This is a genomic window from Psychrobacter sp. CR212 (genome assembly GCF_059693765.1).
Map to the genome: position 1 here is coordinate 194,063 of NZ_JCATIF010000002.1, position 23,858 is coordinate 217,920.

Annotated in this window: 21 protein-coding genes; 19 read left to right on the plus strand and 2 right to left on the minus strand. The window is 42.8% G+C overall.

What is annotated here, in order from left to right:
• Window positions 1-39: 39 nt before the first annotated feature.
• A complete protein-coding gene (gene hemP, locus AC58CZ_RS05160; protein WP_379542873.1) occupies window positions 40-198 on the minus strand; it encodes a hemin uptake protein HemP in 159 nt (52 codons plus the stop codon).
• A 329-nt stretch (window positions 199-527) separates the two neighbouring features.
• On the opposite strand from hemP, the gene AC58CZ_RS05165 reads away from it, so the two are divergent.
• The 19 genes from AC58CZ_RS05165 to AC58CZ_RS05255 all read left to right on the plus strand — a co-directional run bounded on the left by AC58CZ_RS05165 (window position 528) and on the right by AC58CZ_RS05255 (window position 23,278).
• Complete coding sequence (locus AC58CZ_RS05165; RefSeq protein WP_494223852.1) at window positions 528-1,640, plus strand: NUDIX domain-containing protein; 1,113 nt, start codon at window positions 528-530, stop codon at window positions 1,638-1,640.
• Window positions 1,641-2,073: 433 nt separating this feature from the next.
• Window positions 2,074-3,267 carry a lipocalin family protein gene (locus tag AC58CZ_RS05170; RefSeq protein WP_494223851.1) on the plus strand — a complete coding sequence of 398 codons (1,194 nt, stop codon included), beginning with the start codon at window positions 2,074-2,076 and terminating at the stop codon, window positions 3,265-3,267.
• Window positions 3,268-3,610: 343 nt separating this feature from the next.
• Window positions 3,611-5,053, plus strand: a complete 1,443-nt coding sequence (locus AC58CZ_RS05175; protein WP_494223850.1) for a glyceraldehyde-3-phosphate dehydrogenase — start codon at window positions 3,611-3,613, stop codon at window positions 5,051-5,053.
• Between the two features lie 288 nt (window positions 5,054-5,341).
• On the plus strand, window positions 5,342-6,544 hold the full coding sequence (gene cgtA / locus AC58CZ_RS05180; RefSeq protein WP_494223849.1) for an Obg family GTPase CgtA: 1,203 nt from the start codon (window positions 5,342-5,344) through the stop codon (window positions 6,542-6,544).
• 78 nt (window positions 6,545-6,622) lie between these two features.
• A complete protein-coding gene (gene proB / locus AC58CZ_RS05185) occupies window positions 6,623-7,795 on the plus strand; it encodes a glutamate 5-kinase (RefSeq protein ID WP_058024204.1) in 1,173 nt (390 codons plus the stop codon).
• Window positions 7,796-7,924: 129 nt separating this feature from the next.
• Complete coding sequence (hemE, locus tag AC58CZ_RS05190) at window positions 7,925-9,061, plus strand: uroporphyrinogen decarboxylase (protein WP_494223848.1); 1,137 nt, start codon at window positions 7,925-7,927, stop codon at window positions 9,059-9,061.
• A gap of 155 nt (window positions 9,062-9,216) precedes the next feature.
• A complete protein-coding gene (argC, locus tag AC58CZ_RS05195) occupies window positions 9,217-10,284 on the plus strand; it encodes an N-acetyl-gamma-glutamyl-phosphate reductase (RefSeq protein ID WP_494223847.1) in 1,068 nt (355 codons plus the stop codon).
• A gap of 103 nt (window positions 10,285-10,387) precedes the next feature.
• A complete protein-coding gene (locus tag AC58CZ_RS05200) occupies window positions 10,388-11,254 on the plus strand; it encodes a hypothetical protein (RefSeq protein WP_494223846.1) in 867 nt (288 codons plus the stop codon).
• A 160-nt stretch (window positions 11,255-11,414) separates the two neighbouring features.
• The gene (locus tag AC58CZ_RS05205; protein ID WP_083328960.1) at window positions 11,415-11,810 is read left to right on the plus strand and encodes an ATP-dependent Clp protease adaptor ClpS; all 396 of its coding nucleotides are present in this window, start codon (window positions 11,415-11,417) and stop codon (window positions 11,808-11,810) included.
• Between the two features lie 627 nt (window positions 11,811-12,437).
• Window positions 12,438-14,984, plus strand: coding sequence for an ATP-dependent Clp protease ATP-binding subunit ClpA (gene clpA / locus AC58CZ_RS05210; RefSeq protein ID WP_494223845.1), 2,547 nt, complete (start codon window positions 12,438-12,440; stop codon window positions 14,982-14,984).
• A 168-nt stretch (window positions 14,985-15,152) separates the two neighbouring features.
• Window positions 15,153-15,890: a uracil-DNA glycosylase gene (locus tag AC58CZ_RS05215; RefSeq protein WP_494223844.1), complete on the plus strand. Its 738-nt coding sequence runs from the start codon at window positions 15,153-15,155 to the stop codon at window positions 15,888-15,890.
• Window positions 15,891-15,971: 81 nt separating this feature from the next.
• Window positions 15,972-16,463: a tRNA adenosine(34) deaminase TadA gene (gene tadA / locus AC58CZ_RS05220; RefSeq protein WP_494223960.1), complete on the plus strand. Its 492-nt coding sequence runs from the start codon at window positions 15,972-15,974 to the stop codon at window positions 16,461-16,463.
• Between the two features lie 188 nt (window positions 16,464-16,651).
• Window positions 16,652-17,419, plus strand: a complete 768-nt coding sequence (cmk, locus tag AC58CZ_RS05225) for a (d)CMP kinase (protein WP_494223843.1) — start codon at window positions 16,652-16,654, stop codon at window positions 17,417-17,419.
• A gap of 300 nt (window positions 17,420-17,719) precedes the next feature.
• Window positions 17,720-19,408 carry a 30S ribosomal protein S1 gene (rpsA, locus tag AC58CZ_RS05230; RefSeq protein WP_058024196.1) on the plus strand — a complete coding sequence of 563 codons (1,689 nt, stop codon included), beginning with the start codon at window positions 17,720-17,722 and terminating at the stop codon, window positions 19,406-19,408.
• A gap of 324 nt (window positions 19,409-19,732) precedes the next feature.
• Window positions 19,733-20,038 carry an integration host factor subunit beta gene (locus AC58CZ_RS05235; RefSeq protein WP_058024195.1) on the plus strand — a complete coding sequence of 102 codons (306 nt, stop codon included), beginning with the start codon at window positions 19,733-19,735 and terminating at the stop codon, window positions 20,036-20,038.
• Between the two features lie 57 nt (window positions 20,039-20,095).
• Window positions 20,096-20,503: a lipopolysaccharide assembly protein LapA domain-containing protein gene (locus AC58CZ_RS05240; protein WP_494223842.1), complete on the plus strand. Its 408-nt coding sequence runs from the start codon at window positions 20,096-20,098 to the stop codon at window positions 20,501-20,503.
• A gap of 73 nt (window positions 20,504-20,576) precedes the next feature.
• The gene (pyrF, locus tag AC58CZ_RS05245; RefSeq protein WP_494223841.1) at window positions 20,577-21,275 is read left to right on the plus strand and encodes an orotidine-5'-phosphate decarboxylase; all 699 of its coding nucleotides are present in this window, start codon (window positions 20,577-20,579) and stop codon (window positions 21,273-21,275) included.
• Window positions 21,276-21,489: 214 nt separating this feature from the next.
• The gene (locus tag AC58CZ_RS05250; RefSeq protein WP_494223840.1) at window positions 21,490-22,287 is read left to right on the plus strand and encodes a metallophosphoesterase; all 798 of its coding nucleotides are present in this window, start codon (window positions 21,490-21,492) and stop codon (window positions 22,285-22,287) included.
• A gap of 154 nt (window positions 22,288-22,441) precedes the next feature.
• Complete coding sequence (locus tag AC58CZ_RS05255) at window positions 22,442-23,278, plus strand: histidine phosphatase family protein (protein WP_494223839.1); 837 nt, start codon at window positions 22,442-22,444, stop codon at window positions 23,276-23,278.
• Between the two features lie 142 nt (window positions 23,279-23,420).
• On the opposite strand, the gene rpsT is transcribed toward AC58CZ_RS05255, so the two are convergent.
• Window positions 23,421-23,687, minus strand: coding sequence for a 30S ribosomal protein S20 (gene rpsT / locus AC58CZ_RS05260; RefSeq protein ID WP_071003512.1), 267 nt, complete (start codon window positions 23,685-23,687; stop codon window positions 23,421-23,423).
• Window positions 23,688-23,858 lie beyond the last annotated feature (171 nt).

A 23,858-nucleotide genomic window follows, 5' to 3' on the forward strand; every position in this document is an offset into this window, starting at 1 on the left:
AGGCGTTTTTTTTGTAAAAAATGTAGTCTATTCATACAGTTATTTGGTCAGAATCAATCGGTTGTTACGAGTCAAACGTAGTCGATACTCTTCGCCTTGATGCTCGATACGTACTTCTTTGGTCAGGGCAAATAGATGCTGCGACTGTAGCGTTGGCAGACGGTTTTCACGGCAGTTTAGATAACGAGAGATAACCATACTCATGGTAAATTCCTTTTGATAAGAAGTGGCTTAATAAATTAGCTATGTACTAATGAACCTTAACGATAATAATTATCATTTAGATTGAATGAATTTGCAAGGTAATTGATAAAATAAAATGCAGTTATTGTGTAAATTTATCTAAGGCTACTGTCACAAAGTGAGAATAGGGGGGCTTTCTCCTTGTAGAAACACAGAATTTATAAGATGCATAAAAACGATAGGGACCATAAAGACAGTCGCCACGTTATTACAGCTGCCAAGTTATATACGCAGAATCAGGCGATTAAAAAGTCATAATGAAGAGAGAAGCGAAAGGTAGAGTTATGCCAAATGAGATGAGCGGCCAATCAAAAACGAAAAACATCACCACCGTCAATGTTGCGGTTGCGGTTATTCATTATGAAGTCAAGTATTTGCTTGGATTCCGAGATGCAGCTCAGCATCAAGGCAGTCGCTATGAATTTGTAGGCGGCAAAATAGAGGCTGATGAGTCAGCAGAGCAGGCATTGATTCGGGAGGTTGCTGAAGAAACAGGTATTAGTATTGCTCAAAATATTATCGTCAAGCTTGGGCGTTTGCATCATGACTACGGTGATAAGCAAGTGAGTTTGCAGGTGTATAAAATTGAGCTAAACGCACAGCAGTATGAGCAGCACAAAGACTGTGAATATGGCCTAGAGGGGCAGGCAATGACTTGGGCTGATAAGTCTAAGTTACTAGCAGGAGAGTATCATCTGCCCGCTGCCAATAAAACTATTTTGGAGTGGCTAAAGCTTCCTACAAAAATAGCGATTACGTATCCACTTGCGCATTTTTCTGCCCAGCCAAATTCAGCAGCAGCATGGGTGCACTATCATCGAGAACAGTTGGCAACAGAGTCTTGGGTTTATATCCGACTAAAAGCATCTGAGTTAGAATATATTGCCCAGCAGCTAATGGATGTGCGTCCAGATATTCTAGCGATTTTGCCGTACGACAATGACTGTCAGCGCTCCAAGACGACAATTACAGAGGCAATGATAGAAGCAAAAACGACTGGTTCGATTGTCGCTAGACACCTGACGCATTCGGTATTAATGGCATGGTTCAATGGTACTCAAGATATTACAGAGTCTGAGCAATTGGCCGACATCTCGAGTGAGCATCCACTAATAGTCAGCTGTCATGATATTGCCAGCATTCTTGCCGCTAATAAACTTGCGAGTATGCGCATACAGCAGCAGTTGTCGCCAGTGATTGGCGCTTTTTTGTCTCCTGTACTTACAACTCAGACGCATCCTGACACGGTGCCACTTGGCTGGGAGGCGTGGTCAGCTTTGGCACAGTTAGCTGACATGCCAGTCATTGGTCTGGGCGGCTTGGCACCTGTCATGATTGACCAGACATTAGCGCACGGCGGTGTCAGTGTCGCAGGCATTCGTCAGTTCCACGAATAAAAAACTAGAAAATGAGTGCTCATTAAGCAGCAATATCATTCACTTGACTATGTTTGCTTATTAAGATAGGTAAGTATAAATAACTGATTTTTAAGTTATTTATCCAGTCAGTAACTATGTGATTATGATGTGTGCATACCAATGCATAAACCCATCGTTATTTACAAACCGTTGCGTTTCCCTACATTGCACCACTGTTTTAATAGTCCAGCTGACCTTAATATATATTGCATATCTACAGCGCATTGATTCTGGTTTTTATCAGTAAATTAACTATTAACGCATCTATCAAAACTTATAATAAAAAAGAGCGTTTGTAGCAGTAGAGTTTGGGTCGATAATTAACTCTGAAACTCAGGCTCATTATAAAATCAATTCGGATAAATGATGCAGATAAAGTATTTTAACAGTCACTATTAATAACGGTATCCCTATGAAAACCAATAAGTTACCTGAGTCAGCATGGACTGACTCACAGGCAGCTGGTTCTCAATCTCAGCAGACTATACAGTCAAACAGCTATAACAATGGTCGTCATGCGCAACAAGCAATAAATGCCAGTAATGATGCAAACTATAGCCATAAAAAACTGAGCAATGAAAACCTAAAAAGCGAATATTCACATCATCTGGCAGAAGCTATGCCTTCACAAGACAGCTATTTTGGATACAAAAGCGCCGACAAAAGCCTTACTAAGGCAAAAGAGTCCGCTATGAGTAACAGTAAAAACAGTCAACATCTGAAAAATAGTGATAAAGAACAATTCAACATTGCTAATGGATACAAGCGATCAGCAACATTGAATAAAGACGAGCCGCTAATCTCTGAGCTTGTAGATGACCAAGCAAGTAATTTGCAAGACAGCACCAAGAAAATCCTTCATACTTCATCAACCACTATCAACTCGTCATACAAAGACATACCGGAGCGTATATTTATGAATGGACTTATCAAGCATACAGGTATTGCGTTAGCGATCATCATACCGCTGGCGGCATTTTCAGCCTATGCTGCAACGCCGCCCATTAATATGGCTACTACCAGTAATATGCAAGATAATGTGATGAGCGAGAAGATTACGACCGATATGCTATCAGTTAAGCCAAGCGATATTATCTATAAGCCTGCAAGCACACCAACGACAGTAGACAGTGTAGATCTCAATGAATACGCTGGGACATGGTATGAGATTGGACGTCTACCTATGTATTTCCAGCGTAAATGTGCAGGCGATGTCACGGCAAACTATACGCAAAAGACCGATGGGTCAGGCATTGTCGTCACTAACAAATGCGTGAGCGAGGGTGGTTCAGGTATTACGGCAGAAGGTTTGGCTAAGCCAGTCGATGAAAATGGTAGCAAACTAAAAGTGACGTTTTTACCGAAGTGGATTCGCTGGATCCCAGTCGGCCGTGCTGATTATTGGGTACTAGCACGTGATGCAGATTATAAAACTGCGCTAGTAGGGACACCTGATAAAAAATACTTATGGCTCCTAGCACGGTCGCCGAATATCAGTCAGGAAACGTATACTAAATATCGTCAGGTTGCTCAGCAGCAAGGATATGATTTGAAAGAGTTTACATTGACGTCGCAGAGCAGCCAAACAGTGAATCTAGCACCATAATAGATATAATGAAAATTATTGCTTCAATTAATTAAGTACTATGGTAATTATCATGTAAACGACGTCCTAATAAGGCAGCATATATGGCTGCCTTTATTTTTATCCTTATTTATATATGAGTCTGTATATGACGACAAAACCTATTATGCACACTAGCTAATCGGTTATTACTGGCAAAATGAGGCATTTTAGGCTAAAATCTAGGCGATTTGAATACTCTGACGTCAAGAACTGATATTGATAGTGGTTGATTATCCTATTACAGTCACCACCTAGAGCATACACGACCTATCTTATTTATATCTCTTCATATTTTATCGATCATACATTACTGACCATAAGGATGTTTCTCGTGAGCAACGCTGATACCTTACGCCAATTACATCAAGACCACTTAAAAAACTACAACAATCAAGAGCAACAAGCCATTGAGCTTATGGGGCTATTGAGCAAGCTCTATAATGAGCAAGACGTACAAGTGACTTTGTTTGGCGAAACGCTAGACGCTACTTCAGTTGGTCAAATACTTGGACTACATCAAAAAGCAGCATTACGCGACAACGATGCCAACGCTATCGATATCGCTGACACGTTGGCAATGGTAAAAGTCATCGCCGAAAACAAAGAGATTCAAGCGACTCGTATCGACGTTGGCCAATTGATTGCTAATGATACCGATGTACAAGCCGCTCTACAGTCTATAAACAACGCTGGTGCCGTGAATGGCGCAACGGACGTTGTACTATATGGCTTTGGTCGTATCGGTCGTATTTTGACTCGTCTGCTATTGTCACAAGCATCAAGCGCAAAAGGTTTGCAGCTAAAGGCAATCGTCGTACGTCCAGCCGCTGCTGGTGACTTGGCTAAGCGTATCTCATTGCTTGAGCGCGACTCAATTCATGGTAGATTCTTAGGTGGCATCAGTATCGATGAAGACAATAACGGCATGATCGTTAATGGTCGTTTCGTACAAGTCATCTATGCCAAAGACCCAAGCGAAATCGATTATACTGCTTATGGTATTGACAATGCGCTAGTTATCGATAACACCGGTATTTGGAAAGACGAAGCGGGCCTTGGTAAGCACCTACAGTCTACTGGCGTGAAAAAAGTACTCCTAACAGCACCTGCTGGTGGCGATATCAAAAACGTCGTTTATGGTGTGAATAACGACACCGTTGGTGATGACACAATCGTGAGTGCTGCGAGTTGTACGACCAATGCCATTACCCCGACCTTAAACGTACTAAACGACGAATACGGTATCGTAAACGGTCATGTAGAGACTATTCACTCATTTACCAATGATCAGAACTTGGTTGATAACTATCACAAAGCAGACCGCCGTGGTCGTAGTGCGGTGATGAACATGGTTATCACCAGTACTGGCGCAGCAAAAGCCGTTGGTAAAGCATTACCAGAATTGAACGGTAAGCTAACGGGTAATGCTATCCGTGTACCGACACCAAATGTCAGCCTAGCAATCTTGAACTTGAATCTAAAGACCGCACCAGCAAGCGCTGATGCGTTGAATGAGTTCTTGCGTAAGATTGCTAACAGCAGCACGTGGCAGTCGCAAATTGCTTATACCGATTCTACAGAAGCCGTATCTACTGACTTTGTTGGTACGACCCATGTTGGTATCGTTGATGCCCAAGCGACTATTTTGACTGACAACCAAGCTATTGTTTATGTTTGGTATGATAATGAAGTCGGTTATAGTACTCAGGTATTGCGTTTGGCGACGCAGATGGCAGGAATCAGCTACGCTCAGATTCCAGCATAGATTACTAAATACAGTAGCGCAATAACGTTATACTAAGCCTCTCAAAGCATGGTCACTTTAAAGATTATGCTGCAATAGACTCTACTTTGCATAGCTTGGTATCACTTTAACTGTCATACTTAAACACCCGATAGTCCGATTGATTATCGGGTGTTATTGTCATAATGGGCATGACGTAACATAGCTTCTATAGATTGCTCATTTTGTCAGAACGATATAGCAAAACCTCAAAATACAACCGCTGGTTGTCACCAGTCATAGACTGGATTGTAAATTAAGGAACGTAAGATGCGATTTATTGATGAAGCCGTCGTAACGGTAAAAGCAGGTGACGGTGGTAACGGAATCGCCAGTTTTCGCCGAGAAAAATATGTGCCACGTGGTGGACCTGATGGTGGCGATGGCGGTAAAGGCGGTGACGTCTATGTCATTGCAGAGGACAACACCAACACTCTAGTTGACTATCGCTATACCCGTCGTCATGATGCCATGCGCGCTGAAAACGGTCATAGCAGAAACTGCTCAGGCAAAGGATCAGATGATTTGTATTTACCAGTACCAGTTGGTACAACGGTCGTGGATACCGAAACTGATGAAGTACTCGGTGATTTGATTGAGATTGGCCAGACGCTATTGGTCGCTAAAGGTGGTGACGGTGGTCTGGGTAATACCCATTTCAAAAGCTCAACCAACCAAGCACCACGTAAAGCCACGTCTGGTTTTGAGGGTGAGTTAAAAGTTCTTAAGTTTGAGCTAAAAGTTGTGGCTGATGTTGGCTTGATTGGTTTGCCTAATGCTGGTAAATCGACCTTTATCCGTCAAGTCTCTGCTGCTAGACCAAAAGTGGCTGATTATCCGTTTACCACGCTAGTACCAAACTTGGGTGTGGTCGATATTGGTCGTCATCGTTCGTTCGTGATGGCAGATATTCCTGGTCTTATTGAAGGCGCATCAGAAGGCGCAGGACTTGGTATTCGCTTCTTAAAACATGTTGCGCGTACGCGTCGTCTGTTACACTTAGTTGATGTCAAGCCTGTTGATGGTAGCGACCCGGTCGAGAACGCCCGCGTTATCCTAAATGAGCTTGAGCGTTTTTCACCTGAATTGGCCAACTTACCGCAAATTTTGGTATTAAACAAAATCGATCAGGTCAATGATGAAGACTTGAACGCGCTTTGTACACACATCGTGGCAGAGCTTGGTTGGACAGGTATGGTTTTCCGTACAGCAACGCTGACTGGTGAAGGTGTTGATGCAGTAAAATATCATTTAATGAATGATATTGAACTTGAGCGCGAGCGTGAAATAGAAGATCCTATATTCGCTGAAGCACAAAAAGAACGTTTTGAGCGTTTAGAAGCCGAAGTGCGTCTAAACACTGAAGCACAGCGTGAAGCATATCGTGCAGCTCGTAAAGCCGCGCGTGAAGGCTTAGATTTGTCCGATTTGGATGATGACGACGATGGTGTTGAGGTAATGTACGTTCCTTAAGCTAGTATGCTTAAGCGGTTATACTTGAATTGTGAATTTAATCCCTACAATCAATTGATATGAAAAAAAGGAGTTTATATGGCAGATGACATAGCAAACACGACCGAAGAAGCAAGATTTGTTAAACAATCTCGCAACTTTGATATTCAGCGCGTTATTGTCAAGATTGGCTCATCATTATTGACAAATAATGGTCGAGGGTTGGATCGTACTGCCATATATGAGTGGGCAAAGCAGATTGCTAAGCTGCACAAAAAAGGTGTTGAAGTGCTGCTGGTATCGTCAGGTGCCGTTGCTGAAGGTGTGGTACGTATGGACCTTGAGGAACGCCCTAAAAAACTGGCAGCATTACAAGCCTGCGCTTCTATTGGTCAAATGGGACTGATTGAAACATGGTGGTCAGCACTGATTCAGCATGGAATTCAAAGCTCACAGCTCTTATTGACTCATGATGACTTGTCCAATCGTAGCCGTTATCTCAATACTACAGGCGCGCTCACGCAACTATTAGAATGGCGTGTGCTACCGGTCATTAACGAAAATGACACCATTACCATTGATGAGATTAAATTTGGCGATAATGACACGTTAGGTGCGATGGCAGCCGCGATGGTTAATGCAGATTTGTACATTATTTTAACGGATCAAGAAGGTGTGTTCACTGATAACCCACGTGACAATCCTGATGCCAAGATGATTCGTCAAGAACGTGCCATGGCCGATTATTTATTTGATATTGCAGGTGACGGTGGCAAGCTTGGGCGCGGTGGTATGTTAACTAAAATTCGTGCTGGTCGTCTTGCAGCAATGGGTGGTTGTCCTACTGTGATTGTGAGCGGTGCTATCGATGATGTGATCACTCGTGTTGTCTCAGGTGAGGCAGTCGGTACACTACTGACGACTAATGAAGAAGATAAAATCATCGCTCGGAAACAATGGCTTGCTGCGCATTTGCGTATGTCAGGTAGCTTGGTCGTTGATGCAGGTGCCGCAAAAGCATTGACTGAGCATAACAGAAGCCTGCTACCTGTGGGCGTTGTAGAAGTTCGTGGCGGCTTTGATGAAGGTGATGTGGTAGAAATTGTTCATCAAGATACAGGCGAGCGTATAGCCGTTGGGCAAGTAAACTTCTCATCGCATGAGGCGCACCGTGTTGCCCGTGAGCGTACAGAGAAGTTTGACAAAATCTTCGGTAGTAACGAAGACCGTGTGGTGATGGTGCATCGTGACAATCTTGCGATAACTGTATAACGTATTCATGATATAGCACGGCTGTTTTTTATAGCTTATAAATATTTATTGTTATTTTATTCAACCTATTTTATCCAGCACAGTATCTATTTATAAATATGGATACTATGTTGTTTTGGAGATTTGTACATGAGTGCTTCAGACAAGAATGACTCGATTCACCAGCAATTTGCACCACTAAAAAATGACAGGCTGCTACGTGCATTACGCTTTGAGCCCATCGATACCACGCCAGTTTGGATGATGCGCCAAGCTGGTCGTTACTTACCAGAGTACAAAGCCACTCGTGCTGAAGCCGGCGACTTTATGAGCCTGTGCAAAGATACAGATCGTGCTACTGAAGTGACGCTCCAACCGTTACGTCGTTATGACTTAGATGCCGCGATCTTATTTAGTGACATTTTGACCATTCCTGATGCCATGGGATTGGGTTTGTATTTTGAGACTGGCGAAGGTCCTAAGTTTAAGCATCCGATTCGCAAGCAGGCTGATCTTGATAGATTGCCAGTACTTGAGCCTAATGATTCTCTTGACTATGTAATGCGCGCCGTGACCAGCATTCGCAAAGCGCTAAATGGTCAAGTGCCTTTATTTGGGTTTTCTGGTAGTCCATGGACGCTCGCTACATATATGATAGAAGGTGGTAGTTCAAAGGATTATCGTTATACCAAAGGCTTTTTGTATAGCGATCCCAGCTTTTTACATCAGTTATTAGACAAGCTTGCGACTTCGGTCATTGACTATCTCGATGCACAAATTGTGGCCGGAGCTCAGATCGTACAAATATTTGACAGTTGGGGCGGGGCGCTTGGTCATCGTCAATTTATCGAGTTTTCGCACAATTACAACAAGCGTATCGTGGCTGAACTAAAGCAACGCCATCCACAAGTACCAGTGGTATTATTTACCAAAGGTGGCGGGTTATGGCTTGATATTCAGGCTGATAGCGAAGCTGACGCTTTAGGTCTCGACTGGACGATGCCGCTTGACCGCGCGCGTCAAGTACTGACTGAGAGCCAGCGTGAGTTGACCAAAAAGCATAAGAAGCTACAAAGCAGCAAAGCCATTCAAGGCAATTTAGATCCGGCAACGTTATACGGATCACCCGCCACTATCCGCTCTGAAGTGAATGCGATGCTTGATCGCGCCTATGCTAATGGCGAAAAAACTGGCTACATTGCAAACTTAGGTCATGGTATTACCCAGTGGGTGAATCCTGACAATGCCAAAGTCTTTGTTGATGCGGTACATGACTACAAGATCTAAAAGCCACGGTATTCAAAGCTATGGTATTCAAAGCCATAATATTCAGAGACGGTAGGATTGACAGACTGGTTTTATGTCTATATGGCTTTGTAAGCTAGATAAAAATATAGAATTTATTAGATATAATGAGTGCTTACTAAGAATAAGGATAATTTATGATTTCAGCAGCGATTGTCGGTGGTACAGGTTACACAGGTATTGAGCTTATTCGCTTACTATCTGCTCACCCTGAAGTGTCTATTGATTTGCTAACCTCGCGTAGCGAAGCTGGCACTCGCGCTGATGAAATCTTCCCAAGCTTACGCGGTATCTCAGATATTGTTTTTAGCGACTTAGGTGACAGTACGCTTGGGGCATTGCAAAAATGTGATGTTGTATTTTTTGCGACGCCGCATGGTGTTGCGATGAAGCAAGCAGAAGCGCTGACCCAAGCTGGCGTAAAAGTCATCGATTTGGCAGCTGATTTTCGCCTGCAATCATTGACGGAGTTTGAGCACTGGTACAAACAATCTCATGCTTGTCCTGATCTGTTGAAGACAGCAGTTTACGGTTTGCCTGAAATCAATCGTGATAAGCTTGCCAGCGCTTTATTGGTCGGTAACCCTGGCTGCTATCCGACTACTGCGATTTTGGGTTTAAAACCTGTTATCGAAGCACAAAATGAGCAAGCAGAAAGACTAGTCGAGTCTCGTATTGTCATTGATGCCAAATCTGGTGTATCGGGTGCTGGTCGTCAAGCGTCACTGGCACTTAATTATGCGGAAACTACGGATAATTTTAAAGCCTATAGCGTTGAAGGTCATCGCCATTTGCCAGAGATTGAACAGGGTGTGGCGCAGTTACTAGACAGTCAGTTTACACATCGCATTCGCTTTTTACCGCACTTAGTGCCTATGATACGCGGTATGCTGAGCTCAATTCACATGGAGCTGACCGATGCAGGTGCGGCTATCGATTGGCAGCAAGTGTTTGAGGACAGCTATGCATCAGAAGGTTTTGTTGATGTCATGCCAAAAGGTGTTTATCCAGACACGCGCAGTGTGCGTGCTAGTAATCGTCTACGTATCGCAGTACATCAAGATAACGAGCGTGCTGAGCTGACGGTCATTGTGGTGCAAGACAATTTGGTAAAAGGTGCCGCAGGGCAAGCTGTCCAGAATATGAATGTGATGTTCGGCTTTGATGAGTCGATGGGACTCAATTTTGCACCTATCGTACCTTAATGCTGGCTTTTTTGTCGCTAAGTCATTCATATTTATGGTACTAGGTATTGATTATAAATTCCGCTATAATAACTTGCCTTTACTCTTAAGAGATACCATCTAAATGCATGTTAAGCTTGAACGACGCTTTTTTTTAAAGTCATCACGTCTATCGTGTCAAGATTCTGTTCTATATGGTTTGGCGTGCAAAACGCATTCCGATAAAAATAGTAATGGTTTTATAAGTGATATCGGTAGCACTCAACGAGGCGCGTCTACATTAGTATTGGCTTTATTTGTAGTAGTGATATTAGTGACTGCCGTGGCTGGATTGCTATTCGGACATAAGCTGGGCTATCAGCGTGGTTTTCATTCGATGGAAACGCAAGCCCAGCAAGCGATTATCGATGGTACAGAAGCGACAAAAGCGCTAGAAGATTTGCGTCTTAGTAATAAAATCGCGACCAATCAAGCCGCGACAGCCAAGCAAGAGCTGGCCATAAGTCTCGCAAATCTAAAAGAGCTGCGTGAAAACCAGCAATCATTGACAGTAGAAAACAGGCAGGTCTCACAGCTTAATGAGATATATGCTGATGTGATTGCTGAGAAAGGTGGCATGCCGCTACAAATATTGGGCGCTAAGATTGAGCCGCTGCCCGAAAATGCTTTTGAGTATGGTTTTGATATTGGTATGCTCAGTAGCGACGGTCAAGCCAAACGACTCCAGCCAACCTTGACGTTACTCAATAATGATGACTTTGTAGAAGTGCCCTTAGATCCTGCAAGCTATGCGATCGAAGGTATTGTTCGTATACGCGGTCGTTTTATGATGCCCTCAGGTTTTAAACCTTTACAAGCAAAATTGAGCTTGCAAGCAGGTGGCCAAACAGTAGAGCAATTGTACGATTGGAAGCTCGGTGATAAGGTTGATAACATGCTACCATCACTTTTAGACTTGCCAGAAGTTGATGAAAGCCCGATTGTTCCCTAGTAAATACAAGTCTTAATAAATACCAAACAGCGATGATATAGTTGAAAACAAAGCACCATGTCTATATATAGTCATAGTGCTTGATATTTCATCGCCTGCCTAGCTAACCTCTCTTATTCCAAACTTACCTTATAATTATACTTTGATTATGATGAAAAAAATGATATTACAAGCTACGCCAACGGTTGCTGATTGGCATTTTCCAAATATGCCTGCCCATCGCGCACAGGACGGTGACACAGAAGGTGAAACGTCACCGCAAGCAGATGTGCTGGTTGCTGAGCCAGAAATTGCTAAACCGCCTATGTATGCGGTGGTTATGTATAATGACAATTACACGCCAATGGAGTTTGTCGTCTATATTTTGCAGTCAGAGTTCCGCCATAGTATGGACTCTGCGGTCGAAATTATGCTAACGATTCACAATAGTAGCAAAGGTATTGCTGGTATTTATCCCAAGGATATCGCTGAGACCAAGGCCAAAAAAGTAAATAGTCTGGCACATCGTGAGGGCTATCCACTATTAACCCAAATTGAGCCACATCAAGGCGAGTAAAAGGATAGCAAGACACTATATCTTATTCTCACATCAGCTCTCACTGCCATACCTAATCGTTTTTTGTTCTCATCCAGTCGTTATAGCAGCTCACTCTCAAAGTGAGCTAAGCCAGCTATTTTTACAGCCTCGCTTTAGATACCCATATTTGATTAAGCATGTCAGTGAGTATATCGCTCTTATAGTCTTGATTTTATTGTGATATATCCTTATATACTAACTAGGCTTCTCAATAATTTTTACAACCTTTCGATCACTCGTTATTAATATCCTCGTTCATCTACTTACCTTTTATCCACATTAGCTCTTTAAGCTTCTCGTCGCTCTCACATTCTTCGTTATGTACTCGTAGTATGCTTTGATACACTTTAGTCTGCGTTAATAGATTGACTCTGTCGAAGTATCGTGTTGATATAAAGAAAAGCGACTATGAATTATCACAATCACTGCTAACTGATAGATAGATTACAGCATTCGTCACACAGTCTATGGTCCAAATGATATATCCATGATTTTTTAATTATACGAATCTTACCCTTGAACAATCGATCTATCGCCCTGATTTACTTACTAACTCATTCATAAAACTATCAATTATAAAGATAGATATAACCGTAGGAAGTTGTTATGTTAAGTCGTCATCTTGAAGTTTCTCTACGTTTAGCAATGACGCTTGCGCGCCAAAAATCGCATGAGTATCTTACTGTTGAACATTTATTATTGGCGCTATTAGAAAATACTCACGCTGCCAATACCCTGACTGCCTGTAATGCCAATATATCGGCACTGCGTACTGAGCTTGAAGCTTATATTAATAAGCACACGCCAACCGTCGATGTAGACACGGAGCAGTCACCGCAGCCAACGCAAAGCTTTGATCGTATTTTGCAACGCGCTATTTTTCATGTGCAGTCTATAGGCGGTGGTCGATTGGTAGAAGGCTCTGATATTTTGGTTTCTATGTTCTCAGAGCATGATACTTATGCCGTTTATCTGCTCAAAAAACAAGGTATTAGCCGTCTTGAGCTGACCCAATATTTATCACATGGTCAAGACAAAGAAGAGCCATCTGAGCAACGTGCTTCTATGACTGGTGAGCGCCGCAGTGCGTCTGAAAAAACCAGCAAAGATCCACTGGTTGAGTTTGCAACCAATTTAAATCAGCGTGCTGCTGAAGGCGAAACAGACCCATTGATTGGACGCGCTTCTGAAATTGAACGTGCCGCTCAAGTTTTATGCCGCCGCCGCAAAAACAATCCATTATTAGTGGGTGAGCCTGGCGTTGGTAAAACCTCTATCGCCGAAGGTTTGGCGTGGTTGATTATCAATGATAAGGCGCCCAAGCCACTTAATGGTTGCGTGATTTATAGCCTTGATATCGGCTCGCTTATTGCTGGGACGAAATATCGTGGTGATTTTGAAAAGCGTATGAAGTCATTGCTTGATGCGCTGAAGAAAAAGCCCAATGCTATTTTATTTATTGATGAGATTCATATGATCATTGGCGCAGGGTCGTCAATGAGCAGCAATATGGACGTATCTAACCTTATCAAACCTGCCTTGGCTAATGGTGAGCTGCGCTGCATTGGTTCAACGACCTTTACTGAATATCGTCAAGTGTTTGAAAAAGACCATGCACTATCGCGTCGTTTCCAAAAAATCGATGTAAGAGAGCCAAGTGTGGATGATACCGTCGATATCTTGCGTGGCCTCAAGCCTCGCTATGAGGAATTCCACAATGTTGAATATACAGATGAAGCTTTGGTCACGGCAGTACAATTATCAGCCAAGCACATACACGAGCGTTTTTTACCTGATAAAGCCATTGATGTGATTGATGAAGCAGGTGCATATAAGCGTTTAGGCGTCGTTCCTGATGTAGAGGATATTGAAGCTGAAGAGAGCTTTATTGCAGATTTAGAGCAAGACTTTGATGTACAGATTGATGCTGATGTCGAAGGTATCGATAGCGATGCAGACAGTGATAATGAGATGCAAGACGAAGCAGAGACGGCAAAGGCAAACGACCGTGCTCAGTCTGCCGATGGCCTAAAATCTGCTAAAGCGCAAAAGCCACCGATGAAAATCGATGTTGCTGATATCGAAGCCATTATCGCTAAACTGGCACGCATTCCGCCCAAATCGGTATCGAGTGATGACAAGAGCATTCTTGAGCACTTGGATCGTGATCTTAAGCACTTAGTGTTTGGTCAAGATGAAGCGATTGCCACGCTTGCTGATGCAATTAAGCTGTCTCGTGCAGGACTAAAAGCACCAGATAAACCGATTGGCTCGTTTATGTTTGCAGGGCCGACAGGGGTGGGTAAAACGGAGGTCTCTCGTCAGCTGGCCAATCTATTAGGCGTAGAGCTGGTACGCTTTGATATGTCAGAGTACATGGAAGCGCATACGGCATCACGTCTGATCGGTGCGCCTCCGGGCTACGTTGGTTACGATCAAGGTGGATTGTTGACTGAAAAGATCAATCAACATCCGCATTGCGTACTGCTACTTGATGAGATTGAAAAAGCGCATCCTGATGTCTTCAACTTGCTATTGCAGGTGATGGATCATGGTACATTAACTGATAACAATGGCCGTGTTGCTATCTTTAAGCAAGTCATTATTATTATGACGACGAACGTTGGTGCTGATAGTATCAGTCGCTCTTCTATGGGCTTTACTCAGCAAGATCATAGCCGCGACAACACTGAGGCGCTCAAGCGCGTCTTTACGCCAGAGTTCCGAAATCGTCTAGACGCGATTATTCAGTTCAATCCACTAGATACTTCAGTGGTTGTGTCAGTTGTTGACAAGTTCTTGGTTGAGCTACAAGTACAGCTTGATGATAAGCAAGTGACGTTAGAGATTGATGATGATGTGCGTGATTATCTGGCTGATAAAGGATACGATCGCCTTATGGGTGCACGTCCAATGCAGCGCCTGATTCAGGATGAGATCAAAAAGCCACTGGCAAGTATGATTTTATTCGGTGACTTGGTAAATGGGGGCGTTGTTCATTTGACTTTAGCCCCTAAAGCCGACAATACGCAAGACGATGATACAGTGAAGTTAGATAAATCTTCGCAAAAAGGTTCACCGGATAGTCGGATTGTTTTGACTGTGGTCGAGACTCATGAGCCACGTTCAGACTCTGAGTCAGTGGCTAGCTAAAACATTTAGTTTGAATATAAGAGTAACGGCTATCGTAACATTACGGTAGCCGTTTTTTTGTTGCTATAATTCATCAACAAAGCTCATACGGTTTTTTGTTACTATTAGTCTTTAAAATAAGCCAATCACTGAGCTATCATTTCATAACAAATATAAAAAGGATGTACTATGGAGCTGTTTGACGAGCAGACAACCAAAACACCAGAGCAAAAACAAGCCATTTTAGACAATGTCCGTCTGCCAGAGGACTGGAAGGCGGCATTAGCAGATGAGTTAACGTCCGAAAATATGGACAATCTACGCGCATTTTTGAAAGAAGCTTATCAGTCAGGGGATAGCATTTATCCGCCCGCGCCGTTGATGTTTAATGCGCTTAATCTCACGCCTTTATCGCAAGTTAAAGTGGTGATTTTAGGTCAGGACCCTTATCATGGGCCAGGGCAGGCCATGGGATTGTCATTCTCTGTTCCTAAAGCGATTCCTAAGCCGCCATCATTAAACAACTTGCTTAAGGAGATGGCAGATGACATCGGTATCGCACCCTCAAAACATGGTGACCTAACTTACTGGGCGCAGCAAGGTGTTTTGCTACTAAACAGCTCACTAACTGTGCGAGAAGGCGAGCCAAACAGTCATCAAAATAGAGGCTGGGAGCAGTTTACCGATGCAGTCATTGACGCGGTCAACGAGCAGACAGAACATACCGTATTTATTTTGTGGGGCAGTAAAGCACAAAAGAAAGGTAAGTATATCGATACCGACAAACATCTTATTTTGACCGCCGTGCATCCTTCGCCGTTGGCTGCGAACCGCGGTGGATTTTTTGGGACAAAGCCATTTTCTAAAACCAATGACTACTTGTTGCAGTATGGTCAAACGCCCATTGACTGGCAGCTACCGCAATAAATGCTAAATACTATGAATACAGGTTTAGCATCTTATTTTTTAGCGCTGAGCGAACTTGAGGGTATACCATTTGCATCCCTTATGTTTTGGACACTGCAAGATGGTAAATGGATGCAAGAAGCGCTTAGACTAGCAAGCCAAGGCGCTAAACTGGGTGAAGTGCCAGTAGGCGCTATATTGGTGCATGATCAGCAGATCATTGGTCAAGGGTTCAATCAACCGATTGGCTGTCATGATGCGACGGCACATGCTGAGATAGTTGCGTTAAGAGAGGCCTGTCAGCGTCTACAAAATTATCGTCTGCCACTACAGACAACTTTGTACGTGACACTAGAGCCTTGTACGATGTGTATTGGCGCGCTCATTCACGCACGTGTTGATAGGCTAGTATATGCGACGAGTGAGCCACGTGCTGGCATGGTAGGCAGCCAGATGGACTTATCAATGCAGCCTTTTTATAATCATAATATCCAAGTTCATAGAGGATTGTGCAGTGAGCATAGTAGTCAATTGCTAAAGACGTTTTTTCGTGAGCGTAGGCGATTAGCGAAACAGAATAAAAACAGCGTTTAATCCAAAATGATTAATAAATAAGATATCAGTTTGGGCGCTAGTGGTAGCGATGATTTTTTGCTATAATATCGCCCTATTTGGTAGCGAATTTTTTAGCCTGCTATCAAGCATTTGATATACCAGTAAATATTGCTTCATTGCTACTGCATGACAGCTATACGGGTAACAACTATTATTGAGTAAGTATTATGACCGTCTCCGTATCTGATAACGATCTACTCAATAAAAACGATAGTGTAAACCATTCAGCACGCTATCCGGTTATCTGTATCGATGGGCCTAGTGGCGCTGGTAAAGGTACGGTCACATGGCGTTTAGCTCAAGTGTTGGGCTATCAGCTATTAGACTCTGGGGCGCTATATAGAATCGTAGGACTCAAAGCATTCGAAGCTGGATTGATCACAGCAGATGCCAGCCATCCAATCGATGAGTCGGCGGTCTTAGCGCTTACTAAGAGCTTAAAGATAGCTTTTGTCCCAAATAATGAGTCAGGGCGCGTAGATATCATCGTAAATGGACAAGCGGTAGGTGATCAGGTACGTAACGAGACCGTAGGCGGCTATGCGTCGCAGATCGCAGTATTTCCAAAAGTTCGTGAGGCTTTGCTCACATTACAACAGGATATGGCGACACGTTCAGGACTCGTCGCTGATGGTCGCGATATGGGGACGGTTGTATTCCCAGATGCGGATGTGAAAGTATATTTGACGGCGAGCGCGGAAGCGCGTGCTGAGCGCCGCGTGACCCAGCTAGTTAACGCTGGGCAAGCAGCAGATTTTGACTCGATTTTGGCGACGATTAAAGAACGTGATGATCGTGATGAGAACCGTAGCACCGCACCATCGAAACCTGCAGCAGATGCTTTGTTACTTGATAGCTCAATGCTCGATGCTGATGCGGTTTACGAGCAAGTAAAAAGACATTGCCAAGATCAAGGGCTGTTTTTTAATAGTTAATAAAAACAACATATTAAGTACTAAAAAATTTCCTATAGTCCCTATTTTTAATGTAGAATTGTACAGTTGGAAGTTAGTGTTTTTTAACGATTAATTATTTATTAGGTTGGGTTGATAAAATTTTGTTTGATAGAATAAAGTAAGACAGTTGTTGTTAGTAAGTTTAAATATGCGCTTATTAACAACAAACGTTTTTATATATGATTGCATAAGATATAAAACCAGTATTCTCGTTTTATGCAATCATAAATTTGATCCGTACTGTGCTGGACAGGATACGGCTATACAAAGGTAGACATAATGGAATCATTTGCTGAACTATTTGAAGCGAGCATCGAAGAAACAGGCCTAGATATCGAGCGTGGCTCGGTGATTAACGGTACTGTTGTGGCCATCGATAGCGATTGGATCACAGTAGATACTGGTCTGAAATCTGAAGGTATCGTCGCTCGTGAAGAGTTTTTAAGCGAAGAAGGCGAACTTGAAGTTGAAGTTGGCGATAGTGTTGATGTCGTAGTTGAAGCGGTTGATAACGGCATGGGTCAAACCTTGCTGTCACGTGAAAAAGCTAAGCGTGTTGAAACTTGGAACTTCCTTGAAAAAATTGCTGACAATGATGAGATCGTAAAAGGTATCATCTCAAGCAAAGTTAAAGGCGGTTTCACTGTAGATATCGGTTCAGTACGCGCGTTCTTACCAGGTTCATTGGTAGATGTACGTCCTATCCGTGATACGACTCATCTTGAAGGCAAAGAGCTAGAATTCAAAGTCATCAAACTTGATCAAAAGCGTAATAACGTTGTTGTTAGCCGCCGTGCAGTTATGGAAGCTGAAAACTCAGCTGAGCGCGAAGAGCTATTGAACAAGCTTGAAGAAGGCATCGAGATCGAAGGTATCGTTAAGAACCTTACTGATTACGGCGCGTTCGTTGATCTAGGTGGTATCGATGGTCTATTGCACATCACTGACATGGCATGGCGCCGTATCAAGCATCCATCTGAAGTTGTTGAAGTTGGTCAAGACCTAAAAGTTAAAGTATTGAAGTTTGACCGTGAACGCAATCGCGTAAGCCTGGGTCTAAAACAACTTGGTACTGATCCTTGGGACAACGTTAGCGGTACTTACCCAGTGGGTAGTGTTGTTAAAGCTCGCGTAACCAACTTGACTGATTATGGTTGTTTCGCTGAGATTTCTGAAGGTATTGAAGGTCTAGTACACGTATCAGAAATGGATCACACCAACAAAAACATCCACCCATCTAAAGTAGTTCAAGTGGGCGATGAAGTTGAAGTAATGATCCTTGATATCGATGAAGAACGTCGTCGTATTAGCCTAGGTATCAAACAGACTCTAGCTAACCCATGGGATGAGTTTGATAAGAAACATGAGCGCGGTGATAAAATCACTGGTACGATCAAATCAATCACTGACTTCGGTATCTTTATCGGTCTAGACGGTGGTATCGATGGTCTGGTTCATTTATCTGATATCTCTTGGAACGAAACTGGCGAAGATGCTATCCGTAACTACAACAAAGGCGACACCGTTGAAGCAATGGTATTGTCTGTAGATGCAGAAGCTAACCGTATCAGCCTGGGTGTTAAGCAGTTGAGCTCTGACCCATTCAACGAATACCTAGTCGCTAATGACCGCGGTGCTATCGTTAATGGTAAAGTGAAAGAAGTAGACGCTAAAGGCGCTACTATTGAGCTTGCTGACGAAGTTGAAGCTTATCTACGCGCTTCTGAAATTCAACGTGACCGCGTTGAAGATGCAACTAAGCATCTGTCTGTTGGTGATGACGTTGAAGCAAAAATCATCAGTGTTGATCGTAAAACACGCAACATCAACTTGTCTATCAAAGCGAAAGACGAAGCTGAAGAGCGTCAAGCGATTAAAGATCTTGGTAGCACGAACACAACTGCCGCTGCAGGTTCTGATGCACAGCCAAAAACGATTGGTGATTTGATCAAAGAGCAAATGCAGTAAGTTGTAAGTTATTGATATAAAAGTAATATAAAAAAAGCGACTTCGGTCGCTTTTTTTATGGTTAAGTTTTGATATTTGTATTAATAGGTAAGGTTTTTGGCTAAATAAGGAAACTCTTATTCCTATTTTCCTCAATATCCGCTATCATTTGCAACATTGAGTAACGAGATGTGAGCGACAGTGTATTTAGAGTTGCGATATGACTCTTGTAAATAGACTATTATTGATTTAGCTATTATTGATTTAGCTATTAGAGTATTCTGTTGATAATACTGTTTTGACTTATTATCAGTTTATCCATCAATCAACAAGGCAAGCGTAATAATGCAGCAAGCGATTAACAAATCCGAATTTATCAGTAATTTGAGTGCGAATTGTGACAACATGGCAGATACCATCGTTGATGACGCCGTTCGCGAAATATTAAATTTGATGACCCATACTTTAGCCAATGATGGCCGAGTCGAGGTTCGTGGGTTTGGCAGTTTTTGTCTACATCATCGCCGCGCTCGTGTCGGACGCAATCCTAAAACGGGGGAGAGCGTACCAGTTCCTGCTAAAGCGATTCCACACTTTAAGCCAGGTAAAGCATTACGTGAAGCAGTCAATGATAAAGTAGCACACAGCTAATATTCATTAATGATTGACTGACTAAAAACTATCATTCCAACCTGAGGTAATTGTCTCATGCGCTTTTTATTATTCGTATTGCTGTTTTTGAGCTTTGCTTACTCGCTTGGTCTGGTATTGGCAAATAATACCGAGGTCGGGGTCAATTTACTGTTTTCGCAAGCACCTACAATGAATTTGGGGCTACTGCTCATTCTATGTCTAATACTCGGCATCATTATTGGTATTCTATTATCATTGCTTATATTCCGCGTACTACAGAATAAGTGGGAAATCTCACGTTTGCAAAAGGCAAATGCAAATCTACAAGAGCAATTGAATCAAGCCAATGTGGTGATTGACCGTCAGGCCAGTGCGCCAACCGTAGATGAGGCTGTCTATGGTGCTAGATCGATTGATATGCAAGACAATACAGACACACATATAAATGAAGGTGGTACGTTGTCTAAGCGCAAACGAGATTAAATTGCTCGGCCATAGAAATGGTTGTTGATTTTGAAAATACAGTGCTCTAATAATTCTGATATGCGGCAAAACCATGAATAATATGATTAACTCTCCCGTCATTGTTGCTTTAGACAATATGACTCTGCAAGCATCGTTGGCATTAGCGGATCAATTGGATCCAGCGTTATGCCGGCTCAAAGTAGGTAAAGAGCTATTTACGCGCTGTGGTCCCGATATTGTAAAGGCACTGCATCAGCGTAACTTTGAGGTATTCTTAGACCTGAAGTTTCACGATATTCCTAACACTACTGCTCAAGCGGTACTAGCTGCTGCCGAGCTTGGTGTATGGATGGTCAATGTTCATGCTAGTGCAGGTCTAGAGGCTATGTCTTTGGCAAAACAGCGTTTAATAGATAAAGACCTTAATACATTACTCATCGCGGTGACTGTATTGACCTCTATGGACAGTGACGCATTGATGCAAACGGGTATCACTGATAGCTTAGACGTACAGGTGAGCCGATTGGCACAATTGACCAAGCAAGCTGGGTTAGATGGGGTAGTGTGCTCTGCTCAAGAAGCGAAAACGCTTAAAGCGTTATGCGGTCAAGATTTTAAATTGGTCACGCCAGGCATTCGACTAGCAGACGACAATGCTGATGATCAAAAGCGTATCTGTACGCCAAGTCAAGCATTGTTAGATGGTTCTGATTATTTGGTGATTGGACGCTCAATCACTCAAGCCAAAAACCCTGCCGAGAAGCTAAATAGAATATTACAAAGCATTTAAGTTTTAATAGCAATACAATAAAAAAGACAGCCTAAATCGCTGTCTTTTTTTACTTTTTTCAGACAGAAAAAAGCTGTTACACTACCTGAGAGGTTTTATAAGTAGGCTGATCTGCAACCAATTATGCAGTCTATTAAAAGGAGTGCTGGCCTATTAAAATACGCTAACGTTACCGATTGGCTGATAATGATACTATTGGACGATATTGAATTATATGAAATTACAAATACTAAGTGACTTACATATTGATAGTTATGCACGCCAGTCACACCCTATTGGGCATATTCCTAAAACTGACGCAGATATCGTGTTAGTAGCGGGAGACACCGCCAACAGCGATAGAGGGATGCCGTGGTTACAAGAGCAGGCAGCACGCTTACAAATTCCTCTGATCACGATCTCAGGTAATCACGAATATTTTGACGAAGATGTGCTAAGTTTTGACCAAAAGTTGGCGACTTGGGACAATTATGATGCTGCCTCTAACAAAGGGGTTTGTGTCTTACAGTGCCAGCATATTGATATTGGTGATATACGAATCTTAGGTTGCACACTGTGGACGGATTATCAGTATCATGCCAATGAAGATACTATGGCTGCTGCTAGGCATTTTATGCGTGATTATAAGCAGATATATGCAGGTAAAGAGATGTTCTCACCTGAAGTTTCCATGCAAATTCACTCAGAGCATCGTCAGTGGTTGCAGCAAGCACTAATCACAACGAAAGAATTGGGTAAAAAAACCGTGGTGATGAGCCATCATAGTGTCAGTGCATTATCGGTGTCTGAAAAATATGCTAATTCACCAAGCAATGCTGCCTTTGTCAGTGACTTGTCTGGATGGATGCATGAGGACTGGGCACCAACGCTATGGGTACATGGTCATACCCATGAAGCATTCGATTATCGATTAGGTAATACGCGAGTGATTGTCAATCCTAGGGCTTACCCTAACGAGATTAGCAGTACGGCGTTGGCATTTGCGTGGGATAAAGTTATTGATATCGGTTAGTTGAGGATCTATGTAGATAAGCCATGTTACTTATCTTCGCTTAGTTCTTTTAAAAACAAGCTCACTCCTTGTATGACAAGATATTTACAAGATATAGTGCAACTAGACTTGTCAGTTGTTCATTCCTATCAAAAAATCTGCTACGCTTGCTACTATGAGTAAATATCTTAATAGTACCTTATCAAAAGTCTCTGCTGACAAGCTTGCGAGTCACACACCAAGTGCGCCTGCGCCTTCACATCTGCCAGATAGTATGATTTCTTCGGTCAGACTATTACCTGAAAATGAGCGGCTGATTTTATTTACCAGACACTCTTTGCGTGAGCGTTCTGACGGCAATGGTTTTGCCAGCTATCAGTTGCCGCTGACGCCTAAAGGCCGCGTACTAGCTAAGTCTTGGGGTCGTTGGTTAGCAGGTCACCTCCCATACTCACTCGATGTTGATAGCATCTCAAGCCCCATTAAACGCTGTATTGATACGGCGCAGCTCATGCAGGAAGGAGCAGGTCTAAAGCGTGATATTACGCATCAGTCACTGCTGGTTGAGCCTGGTAGCCTCGTTACTGAACCTGAAATAGCGAACCCAATATTTAAAGAGATTGGTGTACTCAATTTTATCAATCGCTTTTTGCAAGGCAATCTTGAAGGCACCAAAAATGCTTATCAAGGTGGCCTTGATATTCTCTCGCTCTTTTATCAAAACCAGCCGCAGCATGGGCATCTAATGCTGGCTGTCAGTCATGATACTTTGTTGTCTGCATTCTTAGCCGTGATGTTCGATGTGGAAGAGATCGATTGGAATGATTGGCCAAAAATGATGGAAGGGGTGTTTTTGTGGTTTGATGATAAACCTTTTGATCAGGCAAATGCGCATTTTATCTGGCGTGGTAAAGTATATACACGTCCGATTAGTTCATTGTTGAATGGGTATCGTGCAGCAGGGTATCACCCAAGTAAACTGCTATTACCACCAGGGGTGCAATGGACATAAGATTTCATCAAAAAATGGTAATGACGATCCACTAGATATATATCGAGTAGGCATAAAAAAACCTTGCCCCAGTATCAGAACCAGTAGCAAGGTTTTAGTCATTATGCTATAGAAGCATAATGCGGTCTAGACAATACAAATCTTAAGCTTGTAGGCCTTTGATTGTTTTGTTTAGGCGGCTCTTACGACGAGCAGCTTTATTCTTATGAATAATACCTTTGTCAGCCATACGATCAATAACTGGTACCGCTCTGTTGTAAGCTTCGGTAGCCGCGTCATAATCTTTAGCTTCGATAGCCGCATCAACACGTTTTAAGTAAGTACGAACCATAGAGCGTTGTGACGCAGAGTTCTGACGACGTTTGGTGTTTTGACGGGCGCGTTTACGAGCTTGTGCAGTATTAGCCACGCGTATCTCCTTGATAAAGACAGATAAAAATATGAATGTTGATTGCAATAATGGGTTTAACAATCATCGGTGACGAGCAGCCGTCTCGTCAAACATGATGTCGATGTCTAATATTAAAGTATCTAATATTAATGGATCATCGCAAGCGCCAGAACTGTTTGGAATAATTAA

Coding starts and splice junctions, on each gene's coding strand:
- hemP (WP_379542873.1), bottom strand. CDS start 198: ATGGTTATCTCTCGTTATCTAAACTGCCGTGAAAACCGTCTGCCAACG.
- AC58CZ_RS05165 (WP_494223852.1), top strand. CDS start 528: ATGCCAAATGAGATGAGCGGCCAATCAAAAACGAAAAACATCACCACC.
- AC58CZ_RS05170 (WP_494223851.1), top strand. CDS start 2,074: ATGAAAACCAATAAGTTACCTGAGTCAGCATGGACTGACTCACAGGCA.
- AC58CZ_RS05175 (WP_494223850.1), top strand. CDS start 3,611: ATGTTTCTCGTGAGCAACGCTGATACCTTACGCCAATTACATCAAGAC.
- cgtA (WP_494223849.1), top strand. CDS start 5,342: ATGCGATTTATTGATGAAGCCGTCGTAACGGTAAAAGCAGGTGACGGT.
- proB (WP_058024204.1), top strand. CDS start 6,623: ATGGCAGATGACATAGCAAACACGACCGAAGAAGCAAGATTTGTTAAA.
- hemE (WP_494223848.1), top strand. CDS start 7,925: ATGAGTGCTTCAGACAAGAATGACTCGATTCACCAGCAATTTGCACCA.
- argC (WP_494223847.1), top strand. CDS start 9,217: ATGATTTCAGCAGCGATTGTCGGTGGTACAGGTTACACAGGTATTGAG.
- AC58CZ_RS05200 (WP_494223846.1), top strand. CDS start 10,388: ATGCATGTTAAGCTTGAACGACGCTTTTTTTTAAAGTCATCACGTCTA.
- AC58CZ_RS05205 (WP_083328960.1), top strand. CDS start 11,415: ATGATATTACAAGCTACGCCAACGGTTGCTGATTGGCATTTTCCAAAT.
- clpA (WP_494223845.1), top strand. CDS start 12,438: ATGTTAAGTCGTCATCTTGAAGTTTCTCTACGTTTAGCAATGACGCTT.
- AC58CZ_RS05215 (WP_494223844.1), top strand. CDS start 15,153: ATGGAGCTGTTTGACGAGCAGACAACCAAAACACCAGAGCAAAAACAA.
- tadA (WP_494223960.1), top strand. CDS start 15,972: ATGTTTTGGACACTGCAAGATGGTAAATGGATGCAAGAAGCGCTTAGA.
- cmk (WP_494223843.1), top strand. CDS start 16,652: ATGACCGTCTCCGTATCTGATAACGATCTACTCAATAAAAACGATAGT.
- rpsA (WP_058024196.1), top strand. CDS start 17,720: ATGGAATCATTTGCTGAACTATTTGAAGCGAGCATCGAAGAAACAGGC.
- AC58CZ_RS05235 (WP_058024195.1), top strand. CDS start 19,733: ATGCAGCAAGCGATTAACAAATCCGAATTTATCAGTAATTTGAGTGCG.
- AC58CZ_RS05240 (WP_494223842.1), top strand. CDS start 20,096: ATGCGCTTTTTATTATTCGTATTGCTGTTTTTGAGCTTTGCTTACTCG.
- pyrF (WP_494223841.1), top strand. CDS start 20,577: ATGAATAATATGATTAACTCTCCCGTCATTGTTGCTTTAGACAATATG.
- AC58CZ_RS05250 (WP_494223840.1), top strand. CDS start 21,490: ATGAAATTACAAATACTAAGTGACTTACATATTGATAGTTATGCACGC.
- AC58CZ_RS05255 (WP_494223839.1), top strand. CDS start 22,442: ATGAGTAAATATCTTAATAGTACCTTATCAAAAGTCTCTGCTGACAAG.